Origin of the sequence: Levilactobacillus zymae (assembly GCF_032190635.1) — a bacterium.
In the GTDB taxonomy this organism is placed as follows: Bacteria; Bacillota; Bacilli; order Lactobacillales; family Lactobacillaceae; genus Levilactobacillus; species Levilactobacillus zymae_A.
In genome coordinates, this window is record NZ_JAVLAS010000001.1 from 1,852,787 (window position 1) to 1,870,341 (window position 17,555).

A 17,555-nucleotide genomic window follows, 5' to 3' on the forward strand; every position below is an offset into this window, starting at 1 on the left:
TTTAGTTGTTTTTCAGTGATAAATGACTCAGTAATTCTTCGTAGGACCGTTCGTACTTTTGCACGTCACCGGCACCCATGAAGACCACCACGGCATCGTGGTAATCCAGTAACGGCGACATGTTGTCAACCGTCAAGATTTCGCCACCCTTAGAGATCTTCGCGGCGAGGTCCTTACTGGACACGGCCCCGTGACTTTCCCGCGCCGAACTGAAGATGTTGGTCAGGTAGACCTTATCCGCTAAGTTCAGGCTCTTGGCAAAGTCGTCCATCAAAGCAATCGTCCGGCTAAAGGTGTGTGGCTGGAAGACGGCAATGATTTCCTTATCCGGGTACTTTTGCCGTGCGGCATCCAACGTAGCCTTGATTTCGGATGGATGGTGCGCGTAATCGTCGATGATGGTCATGTCGGCCATCTTCCGTTCGGTGAACCGGCGCTTGACCCCCTTGAAATCGGCCAATTCGTGCTTGATTTCGTCCATGTTGACCTTTTCGAAGTAGGCCACGGCGATCACGGCCAAGCTGTTCAGCACGTTGTGTTCGCCGTACAGGTGAATCTCGAAGTTGCCTAAGAGTTCACCGTCATGGTAAACGTCGAAGTTCGAACCCGTGGTCGAGCGCTTGATGTTCTTGGCCTGAAAGTCGTCGCGATCCTTGGTCCCGTAGTAGTAAACCGGTACGTCGGTCTTGAGCTTCCGTAATTCGGGATCGTCACCCCAGGCAAAGATGCCCTTCTTGACCTGGTTAGCCCAGGTTTCAAAGGCGCTGTAGACGTCATCGATGCCCTTGTAATAATCGGGGTGATCGAAGTCGATGTTGGTCATGATGGCGTAGTCTGGCTTCGTGGCCAGGAAGTGCCGCCGGTATTCGTCGGCTTCGTAGACGAAGAACCGTGCGTTCGGCGTCCCCTTCCCGGTCCCATCACCAATCAGGTATGACGTCGGCGCCACGCCACTTAAGACGTGGGATAGCAGACCCGTGGTACTGGTCTTCCCGTGGGCCCCGGCGACCCCGATACTGGTGTAGCCTTCGATCAGGTGACCTAAGAATTCGTGGTAACGGTAGACGGGCAGGCCCATTTCGCGAGCCTTTTTGATTTCGGGATGGTCATCCGTAAAAGAGTTCCCCGCAATCACCGTCAGGCCATCGTGAATGTTGGCGGCGTCAAAAGGCATGACCTTAATCTTCGCCTGTTCCAGTCCCCGTTGGGTAAACGTATATTGCGTGATATCTGATCCCTGAACCTTAAACCCCTTATCATGTAAGATCAAGGCGAGGGCACTCATCCCTGATCCCTTAATTCCGACAAAATGGTACACCGTTGCGTTATCCATTAAATGATCCTCTTTTCTACTCAACTCGGTTCAACTCCAATACCTAAAGTTCCTGACGAGTCGCTCTTCTTATATTTTAGCATATCCCCCACCCCCATAAAAGAACTCGTCCCTTAAAGGCGGTGAGGACTATTCATTTTAAGATGAAAAGGGTGCATCCTGATCATGAGGTTCGGGGAGATCCTTCCCCAAATCGTCCGGTGTCAGGTAAACTTCCCGCGGTTTGGACCCGTGTTGAGGAGACACGTAATGCCGTTGTTCCAGGTCATCAATGAGGTTTGCGGCCCGATTATACCCGATGGAAAAGACCCGTTGAAGCTTGGAAGTCGAAACGGTTTTTTCCTGGGAAATATATTGTAGAACTTCCGGTAACAGTTCATCTTGGTTCTCTTCGTTGGTTTCTTTTTGTAACAAACCTTTCGGCTCGAAAGCGTATTGCGGCTTTCCCTGCGTGCGCACGAAGTCGGTGACGCGATCCACCTCGGCTTCGACGTAGGCCCCTTGCAACCGCATTGGCTGGCTGGCCCCGTTACCCAAGTAGAGCATATCGCCGCGTCCCAGCAGGCTTTCGGCCCCCGTCGTGTCCAAAATCGTCCGGGAGTCGACCTGACTGGACACCATGAACGCAATCCGCGTCGGGATGTTGTTCTTGATGGTCCCGGTTACAATATCGACACTCGGCCGTTGGGTCGCGACTAATAGATGAATCCCGGCGGCTCGGGCCTTTTGGGTAATCCGCACGATGTAATCTTGAACCTCACTGGCCGCCATCATCATCAGATCGGCTAATTCGTCGATGATGATCACAATGTATGGCATCTTCAAGCTTGGCTCGTCGTTGGCGTCCGCCCGGTCGTTAAATTGCTCGATGTTGCGGACTCCCGCGGCGGCCAGCTTTTCGTAACGTTGATCCATTTCGGTGACGACCCACTTCAATGCGGCCGCCGCAGCCTTCGGATCAGAAATCACCGGCGATAGCAAGTGTGGCAAGCCGTCGTACGGCGCCATTTCTACGGCCTTCGGGTCAATCAACAGCAGCTTAACCTGGTGCGGATTGGCCTTATAGAGAATCGAGAGCAACAGAGAATTGATGAAGACACTCTTTCCGGAACCCGTGGCCCCGGCAATCAACCCGTGCGGCATCTTCCGTAAGTCGGTAACCTGGGGTTTACCAAAAAGGTCGACCCCGAGTGCCACGGTCAACGGTGAATCGCTATTCTTAAAGGCGGCCGAGTTCAGGATTTCGGACAACATGACCGGCCGGGATTTCAGGTTCGGAATTTCGATGCCGACCGTACTCTTCCCCGGAATTGGGGCTTCGATCCGGATATCTTTAGCGGCTAACGCCAGTTTCAAGTCGTCGTTTAAGTTCGTAATCTTATTGACCTTGACGCCTAGCGCTAAGCTGATTTGAAATTGAGTGACCGTGGGGCCGATGGTCCAGTCGGTGACGTGGGCGTCCACGTGAAAGGCACTCAGGGTCGCGTCCAAAACCTCGGCCTGATGTTCAATCCACTCGTCTAGGGCGGCCTCGTCTGGCACCACTGGTTTGGGCAACAGGCTCAGCTCCGGAAAATGGTAGCCCCGGGTGGCGGCACTCGGCTGCGACTCAGTCGGTGTCGTCGGCGCATCGGCAAAGAGGGCCAGATTCCGTTGGTCGTTCCCCTCTTCCTGCATGATGTCACCTAACGCCAATCCCAATCCCCGACTGGGCTTTGCTTTGGGTTTAGCGGCGACGGGCGCTGCACTGGCAGTCGCAATCGTCGCTGTTACGGACGTAACGGCTGCAGTGGCCGCAGTAGCACTGCTAGTGGCGGCACCACTCTGAGTTGCGCTAGTCGTGGTTGTCGGGGCGGTAAGACTCGTGGGTGTCGTGGGTCGTTCGCTAACCGTGGATTTCGCGGCAGACGTCCGGTCGAGTAACCGCTGAACATCACGATCAACCTGACTACTTGTCGCGGCACTCAGCGACTCACTTGTCGTGACGGGAGTCCCCACCGGTAGGTAGTCGACCGGTCGGTAGGCCAAAGTGCTGGCCGAGACGTCCGACACACTAGCATCCGCCGCCGTTGCGTCGGCAACCGGCGTGGTCACCGTTGATAAGCTCTGCGAGGCTTGGGCGCTCGGGTAGATAATCTCGGTAGGGGCCGGCTCAACCAATTCGGCGGCGGTCACCGTACTCGTCGAGACACTCGCAGTTGGTACGGCTCGCGACTCAGCTGGACTAGCAACCGTGATGGCGCTAGTACTGGTTTGCTCCGACTGATCTATGTCCTCCGTCGTTACCGTGGTACTGGTGAGTGTGGTCGTCAGACTGGTACTCGTTGCTAGACTGGTAGCGGGTGTCGTGGTGGTCGCTGACGTCATCGCGGCGGTTGTCGACTGACTAGGCATCAACACGACCGTTGGGGCCGTTACGGCCGTCTTCGGTGAGTCGGTGGCGCCTGGTTGGGCCAGGGTCAAGAATGACGCTAACGGTTTTCGTAACCGCTCAATTAGGCGCTGGTAGCGCTGCCGTTGCGGTGTAGCGTGTTGTGATGACCAGTGTAATTGCCGGGGAACCTCGGTTACTTGAAACGGCCGGTAGCTGCCGTTAGTCGGTTGACTCGGCTGAGACTTAGCCGTCGTTGAAGTTGTGGGTTGTAAGTTTTTTACCGCAGCATGGGCTGCTTGAGCTTCTCGCTGCGTGCGAGCGTTTCGCTCCTGCCGGTGTTTAACCTGCGAGGTCGCCCGCTGGGTCAATGGCTCTTCGTGTTGTACGGGGGTTGGTTTCACCGGAAATTTACGGTAAAACGCCGGCCCATCATAGTGTTCCATGTGGCATCCTCCTTGACGCCAAACGCGCGTCAGTTTTGTCTTTCCAGAGGAGCGGGCGTCGTAAAGACGCATTCCCCGATTCTATTGGCAATTTTGAATTGCTAATCTTCCCTATTGTACACAAAAAAACGGGTTGGCGACAAGGCCTGACCCGCTTTCCCTAATATTTCTTAGACAGTTTGGTGGTGAACCATCCCCGCCACATTATTTGGCAGCAAAGATGCTTTGGCCCCGTTCGAAGTCAAAGTCGTCCCCTACTTGATACTCGTCCGGTAAGATTAACGCTCCCGGACGCTGTGGCGCGTTGGCTAAGCCTAACTCCCGTCCTGAACAAATCATCCCATTGCTGGGAACGCCCCGGAGTTCTCCGGGCCAAATGATCAACCCGTTAGGCATCATCGCTCCCACCTTGGCCACGACCACTTTAATATCGGCCTGCATGTTGGGAGAACCACTCACAATCTGTAACGTTTGCTCGTGGTCAACCACCGTTTCGGTCACCAGTAAGTGATCAGAATCGGGATGTGGCGTGGCGGTCTTAACGTAGCCCACCACGAAGCGCGAACTGGTTTCGGCCACTAATTCACCGGCGAAACCGGCCTTTTCCAATGCCTGATTTAACACCGCAACGTCACTAGCAGACAAGGCCACCTGGCCCTGCCCTGTGAGGTTCGGTAAGATATCAGTAGCCGCCAGGAAGTTATACCCCAGGGTCTTTTCGGTCGCCGGATCATAAATCCGGGCGATACCGTCGCGAACCGTATGGGCTTGTTCTGGGGTGTCTTGGGCAACGATGACAATCAGGGTATCCCCTAACTCACGGGGATTGTAACTAGCAATTAACATGTCGGGATCCTTTCAAACGGGTTTTAGTCGGCAGGCGTGGATAAGGAATTGATGAATGTTTCCACTTCCGCCTTGGTCTTGCGATCCTTGTTTACCAACCGACCAATTTCTTGTCCGTCGGCGTAGGCAATAAAACTAGGAATCCCAAAGACGTTTAATTCGGCAGCTAAATCGATGTTTTCATCACGATCGACCGCCACAAACTTAAAATCGGGATATTCGGCTTCAATCGCCGGCATCGCTGGCTTAATGAACGTGCAATCGGGGCACCAAGTGGCTGAGAAGAATAACATGGTCTTACCGGACTTCACAACATCTTGTAGGTCCGCCGCTGACATCTTGGGTAATTGTTCCATGACGCAACACTCCTTTATTTAAGCTTAAAAATATACGCCCACCATTATAGCATTTTTAGGCGACTTGTCGAACTTTATGTTTACAAGCGTACACCGCCGCCCTATTTCACGGGACGCACCACCTGGCGATTCGCCGTCACGTAGCTACCGGCAACGCGGTAGCGTAACCGACTGCCCCGGGTAAAGTCATGCGGATCGCTGTAATCATATCCCCGAACCGTAAAGCGCGCCCGCGCCGCCGCTGGGTAATGTTGAACCCGCCGCGTCAGATTCACGTCCGCGTACCGATTCACGGCACCTCTGGCCTGCACCCGCGTTGGCCGCGACACCCGCCCCGAGGTCACCAACTTTTTATTGGCCGTCACATACCGGCCGTTTGTTAAAACAAACCGGGTCGTCAGGTTATGCCGTTCCACTCGGCGAACACGCAGGATCTGTCCCTGACGATAATGGGCCGTTTTCCCCGTCAGATTTCGGTGCCGGTAAGCGTTAATTCCGGCGGGATTGATCACCGTAATCGATTTGGCGAGTCGGTGGTAATAGGTGGGCGTCACGTAGCCCGTCTTGGCCGTCACGTAGCCCCGTTTTCCGGCCGTGCGACTGCGGTGATTCACGTCCTTAACTTGATAGCGTAAGCGCCCCTGCGTCGAGCGGGCATATCCCGTGACCACGAACATGGGTTGGTGCACCCGGGCCTTAGCTTGATACCACTGCTGGCGAGCCTTGGCCGTAAACGTAGCCTGCCGGTACAGGCCAATCTTCTTCGTGGCCAAGATCACTTCCCCCTTAGCCGCGACGCCCTGGTCTCCTGAGCCCCCCGTCGTAACGGGCGTATAGACGTAGGTGACCGTCTGGGGTTGTGCGGTAAACCGACCCGTTGCGGGACCAGCCGTGCGGCTCAGCCAGTACCCCGTAAAGGCTTTAGGCGTGGTCTGGTAACTGGCCCCCACCGGACCAACCAGCGTTTGATCGGCCGCTAGCGTTTCCCCGGTTTCGGTCTGATACCGGACGGTAATGGGCTGCCCCAATTCATTCACCGGTGGCACAGGGTCAACGTCCTCCCCCAGTGCAAAGGCCATAATGGTCAACGCCAGGCCATCTAACCGGTAAGTGCCGTCCCCCAGCGGTTTGAGCATCGTCGTCATCGGCTGATCCATTTTCTGTTCCCACTGTTTCTTAGTCGCCGTTGGGTTGAGTTCACCACGCTGTTTTAATGACAAGGTGTCAAAGCGGTAGGTCGCCACGTATAGGTCGTAGAATTGGGTCACGTACAGACTATTGAAGGCCTGTTCGGTCGAAAACATGTAATCGTACATTGCCAAGAAGAGCTCGGGACTGACGCCTTCGAGCGCAACATACTGAACGATTTCCTCCAGGCTCGGTCGTAAAGTTTCCTGATAGTCCGCCGCAATCTCCGCAAACGTCCGGGTCCCCGCCTGGTACTGGGCAACTCGACTCACGCACCACGCCACGTTATAGGCGTCAAGGGGCAGCGCCTGGCGCATGTCCTCCTCCGAAGTCGGCAGTTCATCCCCTTGTGCCACCCCCAGCTGGTAAACGAAGCTATAAAGGGTCTGCCCTGTCGGAATCTCAAGGGGATCCGTCAGATACGGTTCTAGGGACTGCCGCATGTTGTCCACGTCGACTTCTTCCGGCTGTTGAGCCTGCAAATCGATCCAGAATTGATCATCTTGATACTGCGCTTTCGTCACAATTTCGGGAAACGCTTGATGGTAAAACTGTTTGCGTTCCTGGCCATTCTCCACCATTAAAATATAAGGGCTTTCGACCTCACTCAGCGTGTAGGTCGGGGCTGCCCGCCCACCTAAACTCCCCAGTAGTCCGATACCGAACCCCAAACCAACTAATAAGGCTCGTTTCAGTGCTTGCCAATGCATTTCGAGTCGCCTCCTTGAAGATTATGCCATTTTAATATCACTGTTAATTGATTATAACATCAACTAGTGGTTTTAAGGTTGTTGAGCCCCCGCTCCCGCGCAATTCTCGTACCGTTGACAACCTAAAGACCGAACCACAAACTTTTTCACGTTTTTCTAGCTTTTTACGGGAACTTCCCGCCAATCATTGCTATACTAAAGATGGAAGTGGTGGTAACATTGCCCAATAAACTATTGCTTAAGGAGGCGGTCGTATGGCTGCTAAAAATGGTCAACTTTATCAATTAAGTCTCGGCGGGGTACTCGGCGGCATCATGGGCATTTTCATCACCCGCTTGTTCAGCGGTCTCACCCACTTGGATCCGGATACGATCTTGGATCAGGTGAAACACCAATTCCGGCAAGAATCGCCCATCGAAGGGGCTTGGATCGAGCGGCAAACGGTGCCCTTCCAGAAGTTTGCGGTGAAGACCCGCGTCTATTATGGTGGTATCACCCGTTACGAGGATGACCAATTGGTCCAATACCAATTCATTGCCGATGCTAAAACCGGTAGCGTCTTGGATATCCACCGTCTCTAATTTCATCGACTGATAAATTCAGCAGCTGTGTCGGGGCTCACCCGAGATGGCTGCTTTTCTTATGGTCACTAATTCTGCCCCCTCAGCCAACGCTTCTAAATCTACCATGATAAAAAACGACCACGTTGCACCGAATGGCGAAGCGTGGTCGTTTACTGGCGATTAATGCTTATTTTAATTGGCTAACCTTGATTTTAGCTGCGCGGTTATGCTCATCGGTCCGCACCACCAAAACGTCGCAAATGGCGTTAGCTACCACGTAACTGGCCGTCGAACCCAACATCATCCGTTCCACCACGTTGGCCCCCGTTGCGCCCAACATGATCAAATCAATGTCAAACTCCTGTGGAAGGGTCCGCGCCAGATCAACCTTGGCGTGTCCGTAATAGACCGACGTCGTCACGTTTTTAACGCCCGCCGCCTCCGCCTTTTGCCGATAACCGTCGACGATGTCGTTAAACTCCTGCCGGGCCGCATCCATCACCTTCTGGTCGACGTAGCCAAACCCGACCTCGGTGGTCCCCAGACCCACGTATCGACCACCGCTCATCACTGCCGCAATGACCAACTCAGCATGGTTACGGCGCGCGACCGCGATAGCCTTTTCAGCCGCCCGTTTCGACGGGCGCGATCCATCAACCCCCACGAGAATTCGTTGGTATGGTTGTGTCATCCTGATTCCCCCTTCACACCTACTTTGTCAATTCATAGATGGCCTGGCCGTAGATCGCCATGGCCTTCAAAAGGTCGGCTTCCGGTTGAAACTCATCAGCTTGATGCATGGTGTCCGCCGTGCCGGGGAATAATGCCCCGAAGGCCACCCCACGCTTCATCAGCCGGCCGTACGTTCCACCACCTACCACTTCTGGTTGGGCCGTCGTGTCGCCCGTCTGTTGCCGGTAGACGTCCATCAACGTTGCCACGATCGGGTCACTCGGATCGACATAGTGTGGCACCATCTCGCGCCCCTGTTCAACCGTCACGTGCATTTGTGCGGTCGCCCGTTGTAACCCGGAAAGAATTTGGGCAGCCCCCGTCCCGGTTGGGTAACGGAAGTTGGTGTTGACCAAGCCCGCTTCTTGGGCTTTGAAGGTCATGATGCCGACGTTCATGGTCAAATCCCCCATGACGTCATCCGTGTAATTCAAGCCCAACCGGTGAGCCCGTGAATCGTCATGCAGGTCGTTAGCAATTAGGTGCAGGAAGTTAGCTGCATCGCCGCCAAATTCAAACTGCCCCAGGAAGGTCGCCAGATAGGTCCCGGCATTAATCCCGTTTTTAGGTTCCATCCCGTGAGCGGCCTTCCCTACCAGGTGCAGGTGCGCCGTAGCGCCGTCCAGGGTCAAATCACCACTCACCGGTGTCTGGGCTAAGAACATGTCAAAGCTGGCTTGTAACTTGGCTGGATCCGGTACCGTAACCGTGGCTTCGGCGTCGCGGGGCACCATGTTCATCCGTAAACCGGAGTCAAAGGCTTGTAAGGTAAAGGCCCCTTCATTGGTGCCTCCGAAGTGGGTTTCAAACGTCACGTTTCCCTTTTCCCCGTTAATCAACGGGAATTCCGCGTCCGGTGAGAAGCCTAACGTTGGCGCCGGTTCTAGGTCCAGGTAGTGGTTCATCCCCGTCCAATCACTTTCTTCGTCGGTACCGATAATAAACCGAATCTTCATCTTCGGGTCAATCCCCTGGTCCTTCAGCATCTTCAGCCCGTAGTAAGCCGCTAATGCCGGTCCCTTATCGTCGGACGTTCCCCGACCATAAAGGTTACCGTCTTTAGCCGTTAACGTGAAGGGATCGGTTGACCACCCCTTACCCGCCGGCATCACATCGGCATGTCCCAGGATGGCCAGGGTGTCTTTTCCGGTACCGTATTCGACATAACCCACCAGGTTATCTAAGTTTTTGACCGTAAAGCCGTCGCGTTTGGCAAGGTCTAAAAAGGCGATCAACGCCTGGGCTGGCCCCGGGCCTAACGGATAATCGGTCGTCGCCTGTGAATCGTCACGGGAACTATCGATGCTCACCAACGTTTTAAGATCCGCAAGGTAAGCGTCGCGGTATTGTTGTGCTAATTTTTGCCAATCAATTGCCATGATTGAACCTCCTCGTAAATGTCTAGCGGACTACGCCGCAGTTTTCTTATCCCTCATTCTAGCATACCGGGAGAACGTTTTCACCGGAACTTTTCAACCATGCTATACTGAAATTAATTTAACCCGAAAGGAGTCCTCAGGATGCAAACCCTGACCGCATCTATTTTATCGCAAACCATTCGGCAACGCCCGGCCGATAGTTACAAGGGAACCTACGGACGCATCGTCTTAATTGGTGGCAATTCTAACTTCGGTGGCGCCATCATCATGGCCAGTGCCGCCGCCGTGTATGCCGGTGCAGGATTGGTCACCACCCTCACCGATCCGAGTAACCAGGGGAGCTTGCACGCCCGGCTCCCCGAAGCCATGTTTGCCGACTATCACGACAACGCCCTGCTGACTTCACTGGTCACGGGGGCCAACGTCATCGTGATTGGCCCCGGGCTGGGGACGGATGCCCCGGCATTGGCCACCCTACAACGAGTCTTCGCCCTGGTGACGCCGCAACAAACCCTGGTGGTGGACGGTTCGGCCATCACCCTGGTAGCCGAACACCAGCTAACCCTTCCCAGCGTGCCACTGGTCTTAACGCCCCACCAGATGGAATGGCAACGGATCAGTGGGATTCGGATTGCGGATCAGACCGAGACGGCTAACCGCCAGGCCGTCGACCGCCTACACGCTACGGTGGTCCTCAAGTCACACCGTACCGAAATCTACACGGCAACCGCGACTTACGAAAATCCCCTCGGGACACCCGCCCAAGCCACCGGGGGCATGGGCGACACGCTGGCTGGAATGGTTGGCGGCTTTCTCGCCCAATTCAGCGATCCCACTCGTGCCGTGCTGGCGGCCGTCTACAGTCACAGTGCGATTGCCGAGGAACTGGCTCGCACCCAATACGTGGTCTTGCCTCACCAGATCACGGAGCAGCTTCCTGCATTTATGAAGGCTCACGAGGCCCACTAATTGTTAACCAGTCTTAAACGCCAAAACCGCCCATGATTCCACTTTTAGGAATCATGGGCGGTTTTTCTGGATGGCCATCCCCGTCGATTAACTTTCTAATTCTGCTGACGCGCCGTCGTTTCCAGCGGTGCCACCAACGCGTCAATTTCCGTGGGTAGTAGGCCCCGGTAGGTCCCAACGGGTAGGTCGCCGGGAAGCAAGAGGGGCCCCACTCCCGTCCGCACAACCGGACCAATCAAGCCTGGCAGCTGGTTCAGGGCAATGACCGCGGCGGCCACTCCCTTAGTCGTCCCGACGATAGTGGTGGTTTGCCGGACGGCATCCGGGGTTACGGTAAGCTCCTGCCAGGTTGCTGCCGCTCGCAGCGCTGTCAGGTCGGGCGCAACGGGGCCCATAAGTTGGGCGGTCAGTTGACTGGCCCACGTTACCCGTTGCAGGTCCGTCAAAAAGTGCCCATCATCACTGGCCAAGACCAGTCCCGTGGCCTCTTTCGGCAGATCCGCTAAGGCCGCCAACTGCCACTGCCGGTCAAAGTCGTTCAATAAGCTACCCAGGCTTCGTGGCGTGGTCGGCGTCAGGTCGTCTTGAAAGCCTAAGGGTCGGTTAAATATTAGGTATTGTGGCTGGCGCCCCGTCACGGTGAGCCCGTCAACGCGTACTTGATCCGTGACGCTAATCGGCGTATGTCCCGTAACCACCACGGCATCGTTAACGGTCACCCGTTCCTGACGCAACAGCCGGACAATTTGCCGGCGAGTTCCCTGATGATGTTCGGTTAAGTAGCGCTCCAAATTCATGCTGATTTCCTCCTAACGAATGTGCAACCGGCGGCGTAATCCGGCGACCCGGGGACCCATGATGTCGTCGGCCAACCGATTGTGCAACATGGTATAGACGTAGAAGTAGCCGCCTACCACGGCCGCTACGGCGACCACGACGAAACTCATGATCCGGCTATCGCCTAACAGCCAGGTGCCGCCCCAAACCACCGCTCTGGCCAAACCAAAGGTAATGATTGAAGACAGCAAAATCCCGTTAGTCCGTTTGGCAATCGTGGCGTAGTTAATCCCAAACTGATAATTGAGTGAATGGATGATCAGATAACAGGTCACCAGAAAACCGATACCGGTTGCCACCAACGGGCCGAACGCACCCAGAAAGTACACCAGCGGCCACTGAACCACGAATTTAACGACGGTCCCCACCGCAAAGTACTTCACCGCCCGTTTATTCTGCGAAATTCCCTGCATTAAAGCCGACACCACCGTGTACAGGCCCAAAATGATGGACAGATACGATGAGAACGCTAGAATCGACGCGCCCAAGGCTTCTTGGGCGTGACCGTAAAAGACGATGTTTAACGGCCGGGCAACCGCCGACATCCCCAAGGCACTGGGAATCATCACGAACTCGAACATCAAAAAGGCGTTGGTCAGTTGACTAGAGATTTCGCGTTTATGGCCCCGCGTATAGGCCTCGGACAGCAACGGCACCACCGTAATGGCCAACGCTGAGGACAGCGAAATCGTAATCATAATAATTTTGTTGGCGTTCACCCCAAATAACGCGAACAGGTCGTTTAAGTAGGCCTCGGTGTAGTGCCCCGCCCAATGCATAATCGGCGCAAAGGTGTACTGGTCAATCAGCTGGAAGATGGTGATCCCCGCCCCCAGTACGATAAACGGCACCGCCTGGGTCACAATTTCGCGGTACAACTGGTTAGCCGGCACGACCAACTGGTTGTTACTGTTCCGGACCAGGGAACGGAAATAGCCCCGGCGCCGCCAGTAGTAGACCCCTAAGATCAATAGCCCACACAACGCCCCCACGGCCGCCGCTAGAGTCGATTGGGCCACGGCCGTAACCCAGTTTCCCTTGAGCACCCGCATGATCAGAAAGGCCGTGACCAGCATATAGATCACCCGGGCCAATTGTTCGACGAACTGGGAAATAGCCGAGGGCGCCATCTGCTGGAATCCCTGGAAGTACCCCCGGGTCAGACTCATGGTCGGGATGATCAAAATCGCCCAGGCTAATGAATGAAGGACCGGGATCAGGTTCTGATCGCCCCCGGTAAATAGCGGCGCTCCGAAGAACATCAACGCCGCAATCCCCACGCCGGTTCCTAACGCGATCACCAATCCCCGTTGATACAAGCGGACACTGACACCGTATTCGTTCAAAGCATTATAGTGGGCGACCTGCTTAGCAATCGCCGAGGGGACCCCCGCGATCGCCGCGATTAAGAAGAAACTGTAAATGTTATACCCTTTCCCGTAAAGGGCGTTACCTTGTAAGAAAAAGGTGCCAAACCAGATACTCCAGGGAATGATGTATACTGCACCTAGGATTCGTGAAAAAATACTGCCTGCCGTCATCCACGCCGAACCCGCCACCATTTGTTCCTGGGCGTTCACGCTCTGGTTACCCGGATTATCAGACTTTGTCGCCATTTGACACCCTACTTTCACTTAATTAAAATTTCGTCGTTTAGTGACCACGTCTCCCCCATGAAAGACGCGGTAGTCAAACCAATATTATACCATAGCGGATTTCTTGCAAGCCTCAGCTTTCGGTTAAGTTTCATGTAATACTTAAGTAAATCCGCCGAGAAAAGTCGGTCTTCAGCGGCCTTCAATTTACCGAATCGCGTCAACAGTGGTATTCTAGAGTATAGGAAGTTAGTTGTTAGACACACTGAGCGTTTTTTTAGGAGGCAGACCAGTATGGCACAAATAGTATCTGGAGCAACTGCTACCCCGAAGATGCAAATGTCCCCGAAGATGCAAATGTCCCCGGAGCGTGCACATGAAGTCATTCAGATGACTAAGCGAATTCGTCGCGGATTCCCGGAATTAAAGGACGTCCCTGACGAGCAGTTACTCTACGCAACTTGGCGGAGCTTTAAGCGGATCGACCAGACCAGTGATAGCGACTATCACAAGATGGCCAACGTTTTCTTCCGTGAATTTGACCGTCACTTGCTACATTACCAGTTCTCTAAGGCTGGTGAAGACGACGTGGTTCGACACCGCTTCTTTGCCATCATCACGGAACTGTTCCAATAAAAAATAGATGAGAGACCGGGGCGACTCGGTCTTTTTTTCATCCTACCTTTGGGAACTAAAGATTCGCTAATCGCTTGATAACACTGGCTTTGTAGGGTCTTCTTCATTGCGCTAGCCACCGTTTTTGTAGTAGACTAGTTACAGTCTTAACGAATGGGGGGATGAGCTTGCGTTACCTAGCTTTACTGGGGAGCCACGAAGAAACGGGGATTACTGCCGGTTACTTACAGGCCGTGCTCGCCGCCTTACCCGCCGACGCCCAGGTGGAAACGGTCTTCTTACGAGACTACGAGATTTACCCGGATACGCCCGAAAAAACGTGTCCGGCCTTAGATACCCTAGAGGCCAAGTTGGCAGCCAGCGATTTTTGGATTATCTGTACCCCCACCTATTGGGGTGGATTGCCCGGGGTCATGAAGCAATTCTTCGATTGTATGCGGTTTCGGTTAGTGAAGATGAACTCGGTGGGCGATACGTTGCCCGGTAAGTACCAGAACAAACATTACCTGAGCATGACCACCTGCTTCATTAGTTCATTAGACAATTTCTTTACCGGCATCACCGATCAAACTTTCGTGACGATCGACCGAATTTTGACCGGCGCCGGGCTGATTAAGGTGGGTGAGTTTGTCGGGACCGGCACCTGGGGAACGGCGACCCCCCGTCCGGAGAAGCTGCGTGAATGCACCCGGTGGGGGCACAAGATTGCACACCGCCCACGAAAGGATGATAATACCTTGAAACGCTACATACTGCTTTTCGTGATGATTGCCGCCATGGCGCTAGTGACCATGGGCCTACAAGCCTGGTGGTTAGGCGTCTTCACGCCCGGAAAATTCTGGCTGACCTACATCAGTTTTGTCGTCATCTTCTACGTCTTACTCGCCGGATTGCTACACTTCTTTACGTTCGTTCGTCACCGGCGGCGGTAACCTCAAAATCATTAAAAACACCACTTTTAACCGAAGCGTCCTTCGGCGAAAAGTGGTGTTTTTTTGACGTTAATTTTTAATTAGCAACGATGTTGACCAGCTTACCGGGCACCACGATGACCTTGCGGATGGTCTTGCCATCCACGTGGGTCTTAACCGTGTCGTCCGCTAAAGCGGCCTGTTCAATGGTATCCTTATCGGCGTCCTTAGCCACCTTTAGGTGTGCCCGGACCTTACCGTTAACCTGAACCACCATCTCCACGACATCTTCGACCAATTGCTTCGGGTCATAAGTCGGCCACTTGGCGTAGGCGATCGTGTTGTCGTGACCCATCAGGGACCACAACTCTTCGGCGATGTGCGGTACAATTGGCGAGATCAACTTGACGAAGCCTTCCATGTAAATCAATGGCAGACTGTCCACTTTGTAGGCTTCGTTGACGAAGACCATCAACTGGGAAATGGCCACGTTGAAGCGCATGGCTTCGATATCTTCGGTCACGGTCTTGACCGTTTGGTTATAGATCTTATCTAGTTGACCGTCGTTAATCATGGTGACGCGATCCCGTAAGTGGTTGTTGTCATCGATCAGCAGTCGCCAGACACGGTCTAACCACCGGCGAGAGCCGTTGATACCTTCCGTGCTCCACGGTTTGGAAGCTTCCAACGGTCCCATGAACATTTCGTACAGCCGCAAGGTATCGGCCCCGTGTTGTTCCACGATTTCGTCGGGGTTGATGACGTTCCCCTTGGACTTGGACATCTTTTCGTGGTTGGTCCCCAGAATCATCCCCTGGTTGACCAACTTCTGGAACGGTTCCTTGGTTGGCACGACACCCAGGTCGTACAAGAACTTGTGCCAGAACCGCGCGTACAGCAGATGCAAGACGGCGTGTTCGGCGCCCCCAATGTAAAGGTCAACGGGCATCCAGTACTTTAATTTCTCCGGATCGGCAATCATCTTGTCGTTGTGCGGATCGACGTAACGTAAGAAGTACCATGAACTCCCGGCCCATTGTGGCATGGTGTTGGTTTCGCGCTTCCCCTTACGACCGTTCTTATCCACCACGTTGACCCAGTCATCCAGGTTCGCCAGCGGGCTTTCACCCGTTCCCGAAGGTTCGAGTTGCTTAGCGGCTGGCAGGCGTAACGGTAATTCATCTTCCGGAACCAACGTGGTTTCGCCGTCTTCCCAGTGGATAACGGGAATCGGTTCGCCCCAGTAACGTTGCCGTGAGAAGATCCAGTCCCGTAGCCGGAAGTTGACCTGCTTGTGGCCCGCATCGTGGGCTTCCAACCAGTCGGTGGCCGCGGTCATGGCTTCGGCCTTGTCCATCCCGTCTAAGAAGTCGGAGTTGATGTGCTTACCGTCGCCCGTGTAGGCCGCCGTTTGCACGTCCACGTCACTGCCGTCTGCGGGCGCGATGACCTGAACGATCGGCAACTTGAACTTCTTGGCAAAGTCGTTGTCCCGGTCATCGTGGGCGGGAACGGCCATGATGGCCCCGGTCCCGTAAGATGCCAGGACGTAATCGCCGATCCAGATCGGTAACTTCTTGCCGTTGATCGGGTTGATCCCGTAGGCCCCGGTGAAGACCCCGGACTTATCCTTGTTCAGGTCGGTCCGTTCCAAGTCAGACTTGCTTTCGATGGCTTCCTTGTAGGCTTGTACGGCGTCGTGTTGTTCCGGCGTGGTGATCTCATCGACCAGCTTGTGTTCCGGCGCTAAGACCATGTAGGTCGCCCCAAACAACGTATCGGGCCGCGTCGAGTAAACTTCGATTTGCGCATCGGCGTGGTCGGCGATCTTAAAGAAGATGCTGGCCCCTTCGGAACGACCAATCCAGTGACGTTGCTGTTCCTTGATGCTTTCCGGCCAATCCAGGTCGTCTAGGTCGGTCAACAAGCGGTCGGCGTAAGCCGTGATCCGTAAGACCCATTGCCGCATTGGCACGCGGTAAACGGGGTAACCGCCCCGTTCAGTCTTGCCGTCGACGACTTCTTCGTTGGCCACGACGGTTCCCCCCATGAAGTCGGGTGCCCAGTTAACCATGATCTTGTCTTCGTAGGCTAAACCCTTCTTATAGAGTTGTTCGAAAATCCATTGCGTCCATTTGTAATAGGATTCGTCGGTGGTATTAACTTCGCGACTCCAGTCGTAGGAGAAGCCTAACGAGCGAATCTGACGTTTGAAGTTCTTAATGTTGTGGGCGGTAAAGTCCTTGGGGTTGTGCCCCGTCTTTAACGCGTACTGTTCGGCTGGTAAACCAAACGCGTCCCACCCCATGGGGTGTAAGACGTTAAAGCCCTGCATCCGCTTGTAACGGGCCATGATGTCGGTTGCGGTGTACCCTTCAGGATGCCCCACGTGCAGGCCTTGTCCGGATGGATAAGGGAACATATCCAAGACGTAATACTTGGGCTTGGTCGTGTTATCCGAAGCCTTGAAGGTTTCGTTGACCCGCCAGTAATGTTGCCACTTACGTTCAATAATTTGGTGTTTGTATGCCAAAATGACGCTTCCTTTCCTCTAAGTCAACGTTGTGTGTCAAAAAAAGCCCCCAGAAATCGCCAATTGGCCAATTTCTGTAGGGCGTTTGAGCGCGGTACCACCTACGTTTTCCCAATACCTGGGACTCAGTGGCGGATAACGGCGCCAGAC

General features: G+C 54.4%; 14 protein-coding genes. 4 read left to right on the forward strand and 10 right to left on the reverse strand.

Translation table 11 applies throughout. The features are described 5' to 3' along the window. Position 1: 1 nt before the first annotated feature. The 5 genes from murC to RI501_RS08690 form a co-directional block, all read right to left on the reverse strand. On the reverse strand, positions 2-1,333 hold the full coding sequence (gene murC, locus RI501_RS08670) for a UDP-N-acetylmuramate--L-alanine ligase (protein WP_313821777.1): 1,332 nt from the start codon (positions 1,331-1,333) through the stop codon (positions 2-4). A gap of 138 nt (positions 1,334-1,471) precedes the next feature. Then, on the reverse strand, positions 1,472-4,150 hold the full coding sequence (locus RI501_RS08675) for a DNA translocase FtsK (RefSeq protein WP_313821779.1): 2,679 nt from the start codon (positions 4,148-4,150) through the stop codon (positions 1,472-1,474). A gap of 204 nt (positions 4,151-4,354) precedes the next feature. Beyond that, positions 4,355-4,996: a YtpR family tRNA-binding protein gene (gene ytpR, locus RI501_RS08680; protein WP_313821781.1), complete on the reverse strand. Its 642-nt coding sequence runs from the start codon at positions 4,994-4,996 to the stop codon at positions 4,355-4,357. 23 nt (positions 4,997-5,019) lie between these two features. Continuing rightward, complete coding sequence (locus tag RI501_RS08685; protein ID WP_313821783.1) at positions 5,020-5,352, reverse strand: thioredoxin family protein; 333 nt, start codon at positions 5,350-5,352, stop codon at positions 5,020-5,022. Between the two features lie 101 nt (positions 5,353-5,453). Beyond that, entirely contained in the window at positions 5,454-7,250 is a 1,797-nt protein-coding gene (locus tag RI501_RS08690) for a DUF5776 domain-containing protein (protein ID WP_313821785.1), read from the reverse strand. A gap of 254 nt (positions 7,251-7,504) precedes the next feature. Here RI501_RS08690 and RI501_RS08695 point away from each other — a divergent pair, with 254 nt between their 5' ends. Continuing rightward, on the forward strand, positions 7,505-7,831 hold the full coding sequence (locus RI501_RS08695) for a hypothetical protein (RefSeq protein WP_396442518.1): 327 nt from the start codon (positions 7,505-7,507) through the stop codon (positions 7,829-7,831). A 169-nt stretch (positions 7,832-8,000) separates the two neighbouring features. On the opposite strand, the gene RI501_RS08700 is transcribed toward RI501_RS08695, so the two are convergent. Both RI501_RS08700 and pepV read right to left on the reverse strand, forming a co-directional pair. Next, positions 8,001-8,504, reverse strand: a complete 504-nt coding sequence (locus tag RI501_RS08700) for a universal stress protein (RefSeq protein ID WP_313821787.1) — start codon at positions 8,502-8,504, stop codon at positions 8,001-8,003. A 19-nt stretch (positions 8,505-8,523) separates the two neighbouring features. Continuing rightward, positions 8,524-9,924 carry a dipeptidase PepV gene (gene pepV / locus RI501_RS08705; protein ID WP_313821789.1) on the reverse strand — a complete coding sequence of 467 codons (1,401 nt, stop codon included), beginning with the start codon at positions 9,922-9,924 and terminating at the stop codon, positions 8,524-8,526. A gap of 141 nt (positions 9,925-10,065) precedes the next feature. On the opposite strand from pepV, the gene RI501_RS08710 reads away from it, so the two are divergent. Then, the gene (locus RI501_RS08710; RefSeq protein ID WP_313821791.1) at positions 10,066-10,893 is read left to right on the forward strand and encodes an NAD(P)H-hydrate dehydratase; all 828 of its coding nucleotides are present in this window, start codon (positions 10,066-10,068) and stop codon (positions 10,891-10,893) included. A gap of 95 nt (positions 10,894-10,988) precedes the next feature. Here the strand turns inward: RI501_RS08710 and RI501_RS08715 are convergent, their stop codons facing one another. Further along, positions 10,989-11,690 carry a pseudouridine synthase domain-containing protein gene (locus RI501_RS08715; RefSeq protein WP_313821793.1) on the reverse strand — a complete coding sequence of 234 codons (702 nt, stop codon included), beginning with the start codon at positions 11,688-11,690 and terminating at the stop codon, positions 10,989-10,991. A gap of 12 nt (positions 11,691-11,702) precedes the next feature. Continuing rightward, entirely contained in the window at positions 11,703-13,346 is a 1,644-nt protein-coding gene (locus tag RI501_RS08720) for a putative polysaccharide biosynthesis protein (RefSeq protein ID WP_313821795.1), read from the reverse strand. 273 nt (positions 13,347-13,619) lie between these two features. On the opposite strand from RI501_RS08720, the gene RI501_RS08725 reads away from it, so the two are divergent. Next, positions 13,620-13,961, forward strand: coding sequence for a hypothetical protein (locus tag RI501_RS08725; protein ID WP_313821797.1), 342 nt, complete (start codon positions 13,620-13,622; stop codon positions 13,959-13,961). Positions 13,962-14,128: 167 nt separating this feature from the next. Further along, the gene (locus RI501_RS08730) at positions 14,129-14,893 is read left to right on the forward strand and encodes a flavodoxin family protein (protein ID WP_313821798.1); all 765 of its coding nucleotides are present in this window, start codon (positions 14,129-14,131) and stop codon (positions 14,891-14,893) included. Positions 14,894-14,969: 76 nt separating this feature from the next. Here RI501_RS08730 and leuS read toward each other — a convergent pair whose 3' ends face one another. Beyond that, complete coding sequence (gene leuS, locus RI501_RS08735) at positions 14,970-17,405, reverse strand: leucine--tRNA ligase (protein ID WP_313821800.1); 2,436 nt, start codon at positions 17,403-17,405, stop codon at positions 14,970-14,972. Positions 17,406-17,555 lie beyond the last annotated feature (150 nt).

Coding starts and splice junctions, on each gene's coding strand:
- murC (WP_313821777.1), bottom strand. CDS start 1,333: ATGGATAACGCAACGGTGTACCATTTTGTCGGAATTAAGGGATCAGGG.
- RI501_RS08675 (WP_313821779.1), bottom strand. CDS start 4,150: ATGGAACACTATGATGGGCCGGCGTTTTACCGTAAATTTCCGGTGAAA.
- ytpR (WP_313821781.1), bottom strand. CDS start 4,996: ATGTTAATTGCTAGTTACAATCCCCGTGAGTTAGGGGATACCCTGATT.
- RI501_RS08685 (WP_313821783.1), bottom strand. CDS start 5,352: ATGGAACAATTACCCAAGATGTCAGCGGCGGACCTACAAGATGTTGTG.
- RI501_RS08690 (WP_313821785.1), bottom strand. CDS start 7,250: ATGCATTGGCAAGCACTGAAACGAGCCTTATTAGTTGGTTTGGGGTTC.
- RI501_RS08695 (WP_396442518.1), top strand. CDS start 7,505: ATGGCTGCTAAAAATGGTCAACTTTATCAATTAAGTCTCGGCGGGGTA.
- RI501_RS08700 (WP_313821787.1), bottom strand. CDS start 8,504: ATGACACAACCATACCAACGAATTCTCGTGGGGGTTGATGGATCGCGC.
- pepV (WP_313821789.1), bottom strand. CDS start 9,924: ATGGCAATTGATTGGCAAAAATTAGCACAACAATACCGCGACGCTTAC.
- RI501_RS08710 (WP_313821791.1), top strand. CDS start 10,066: ATGCAAACCCTGACCGCATCTATTTTATCGCAAACCATTCGGCAACGC.
- RI501_RS08715 (WP_313821793.1), bottom strand. CDS start 11,690: ATGAATTTGGAGCGCTACTTAACCGAACATCATCAGGGAACTCGCCGG.
- RI501_RS08720 (WP_313821795.1), bottom strand. CDS start 13,346: ATGGCGACAAAGTCTGATAATCCGGGTAACCAGAGCGTGAACGCCCAG.
- RI501_RS08725 (WP_313821797.1), top strand. CDS start 13,620: ATGGCACAAATAGTATCTGGAGCAACTGCTACCCCGAAGATGCAAATG.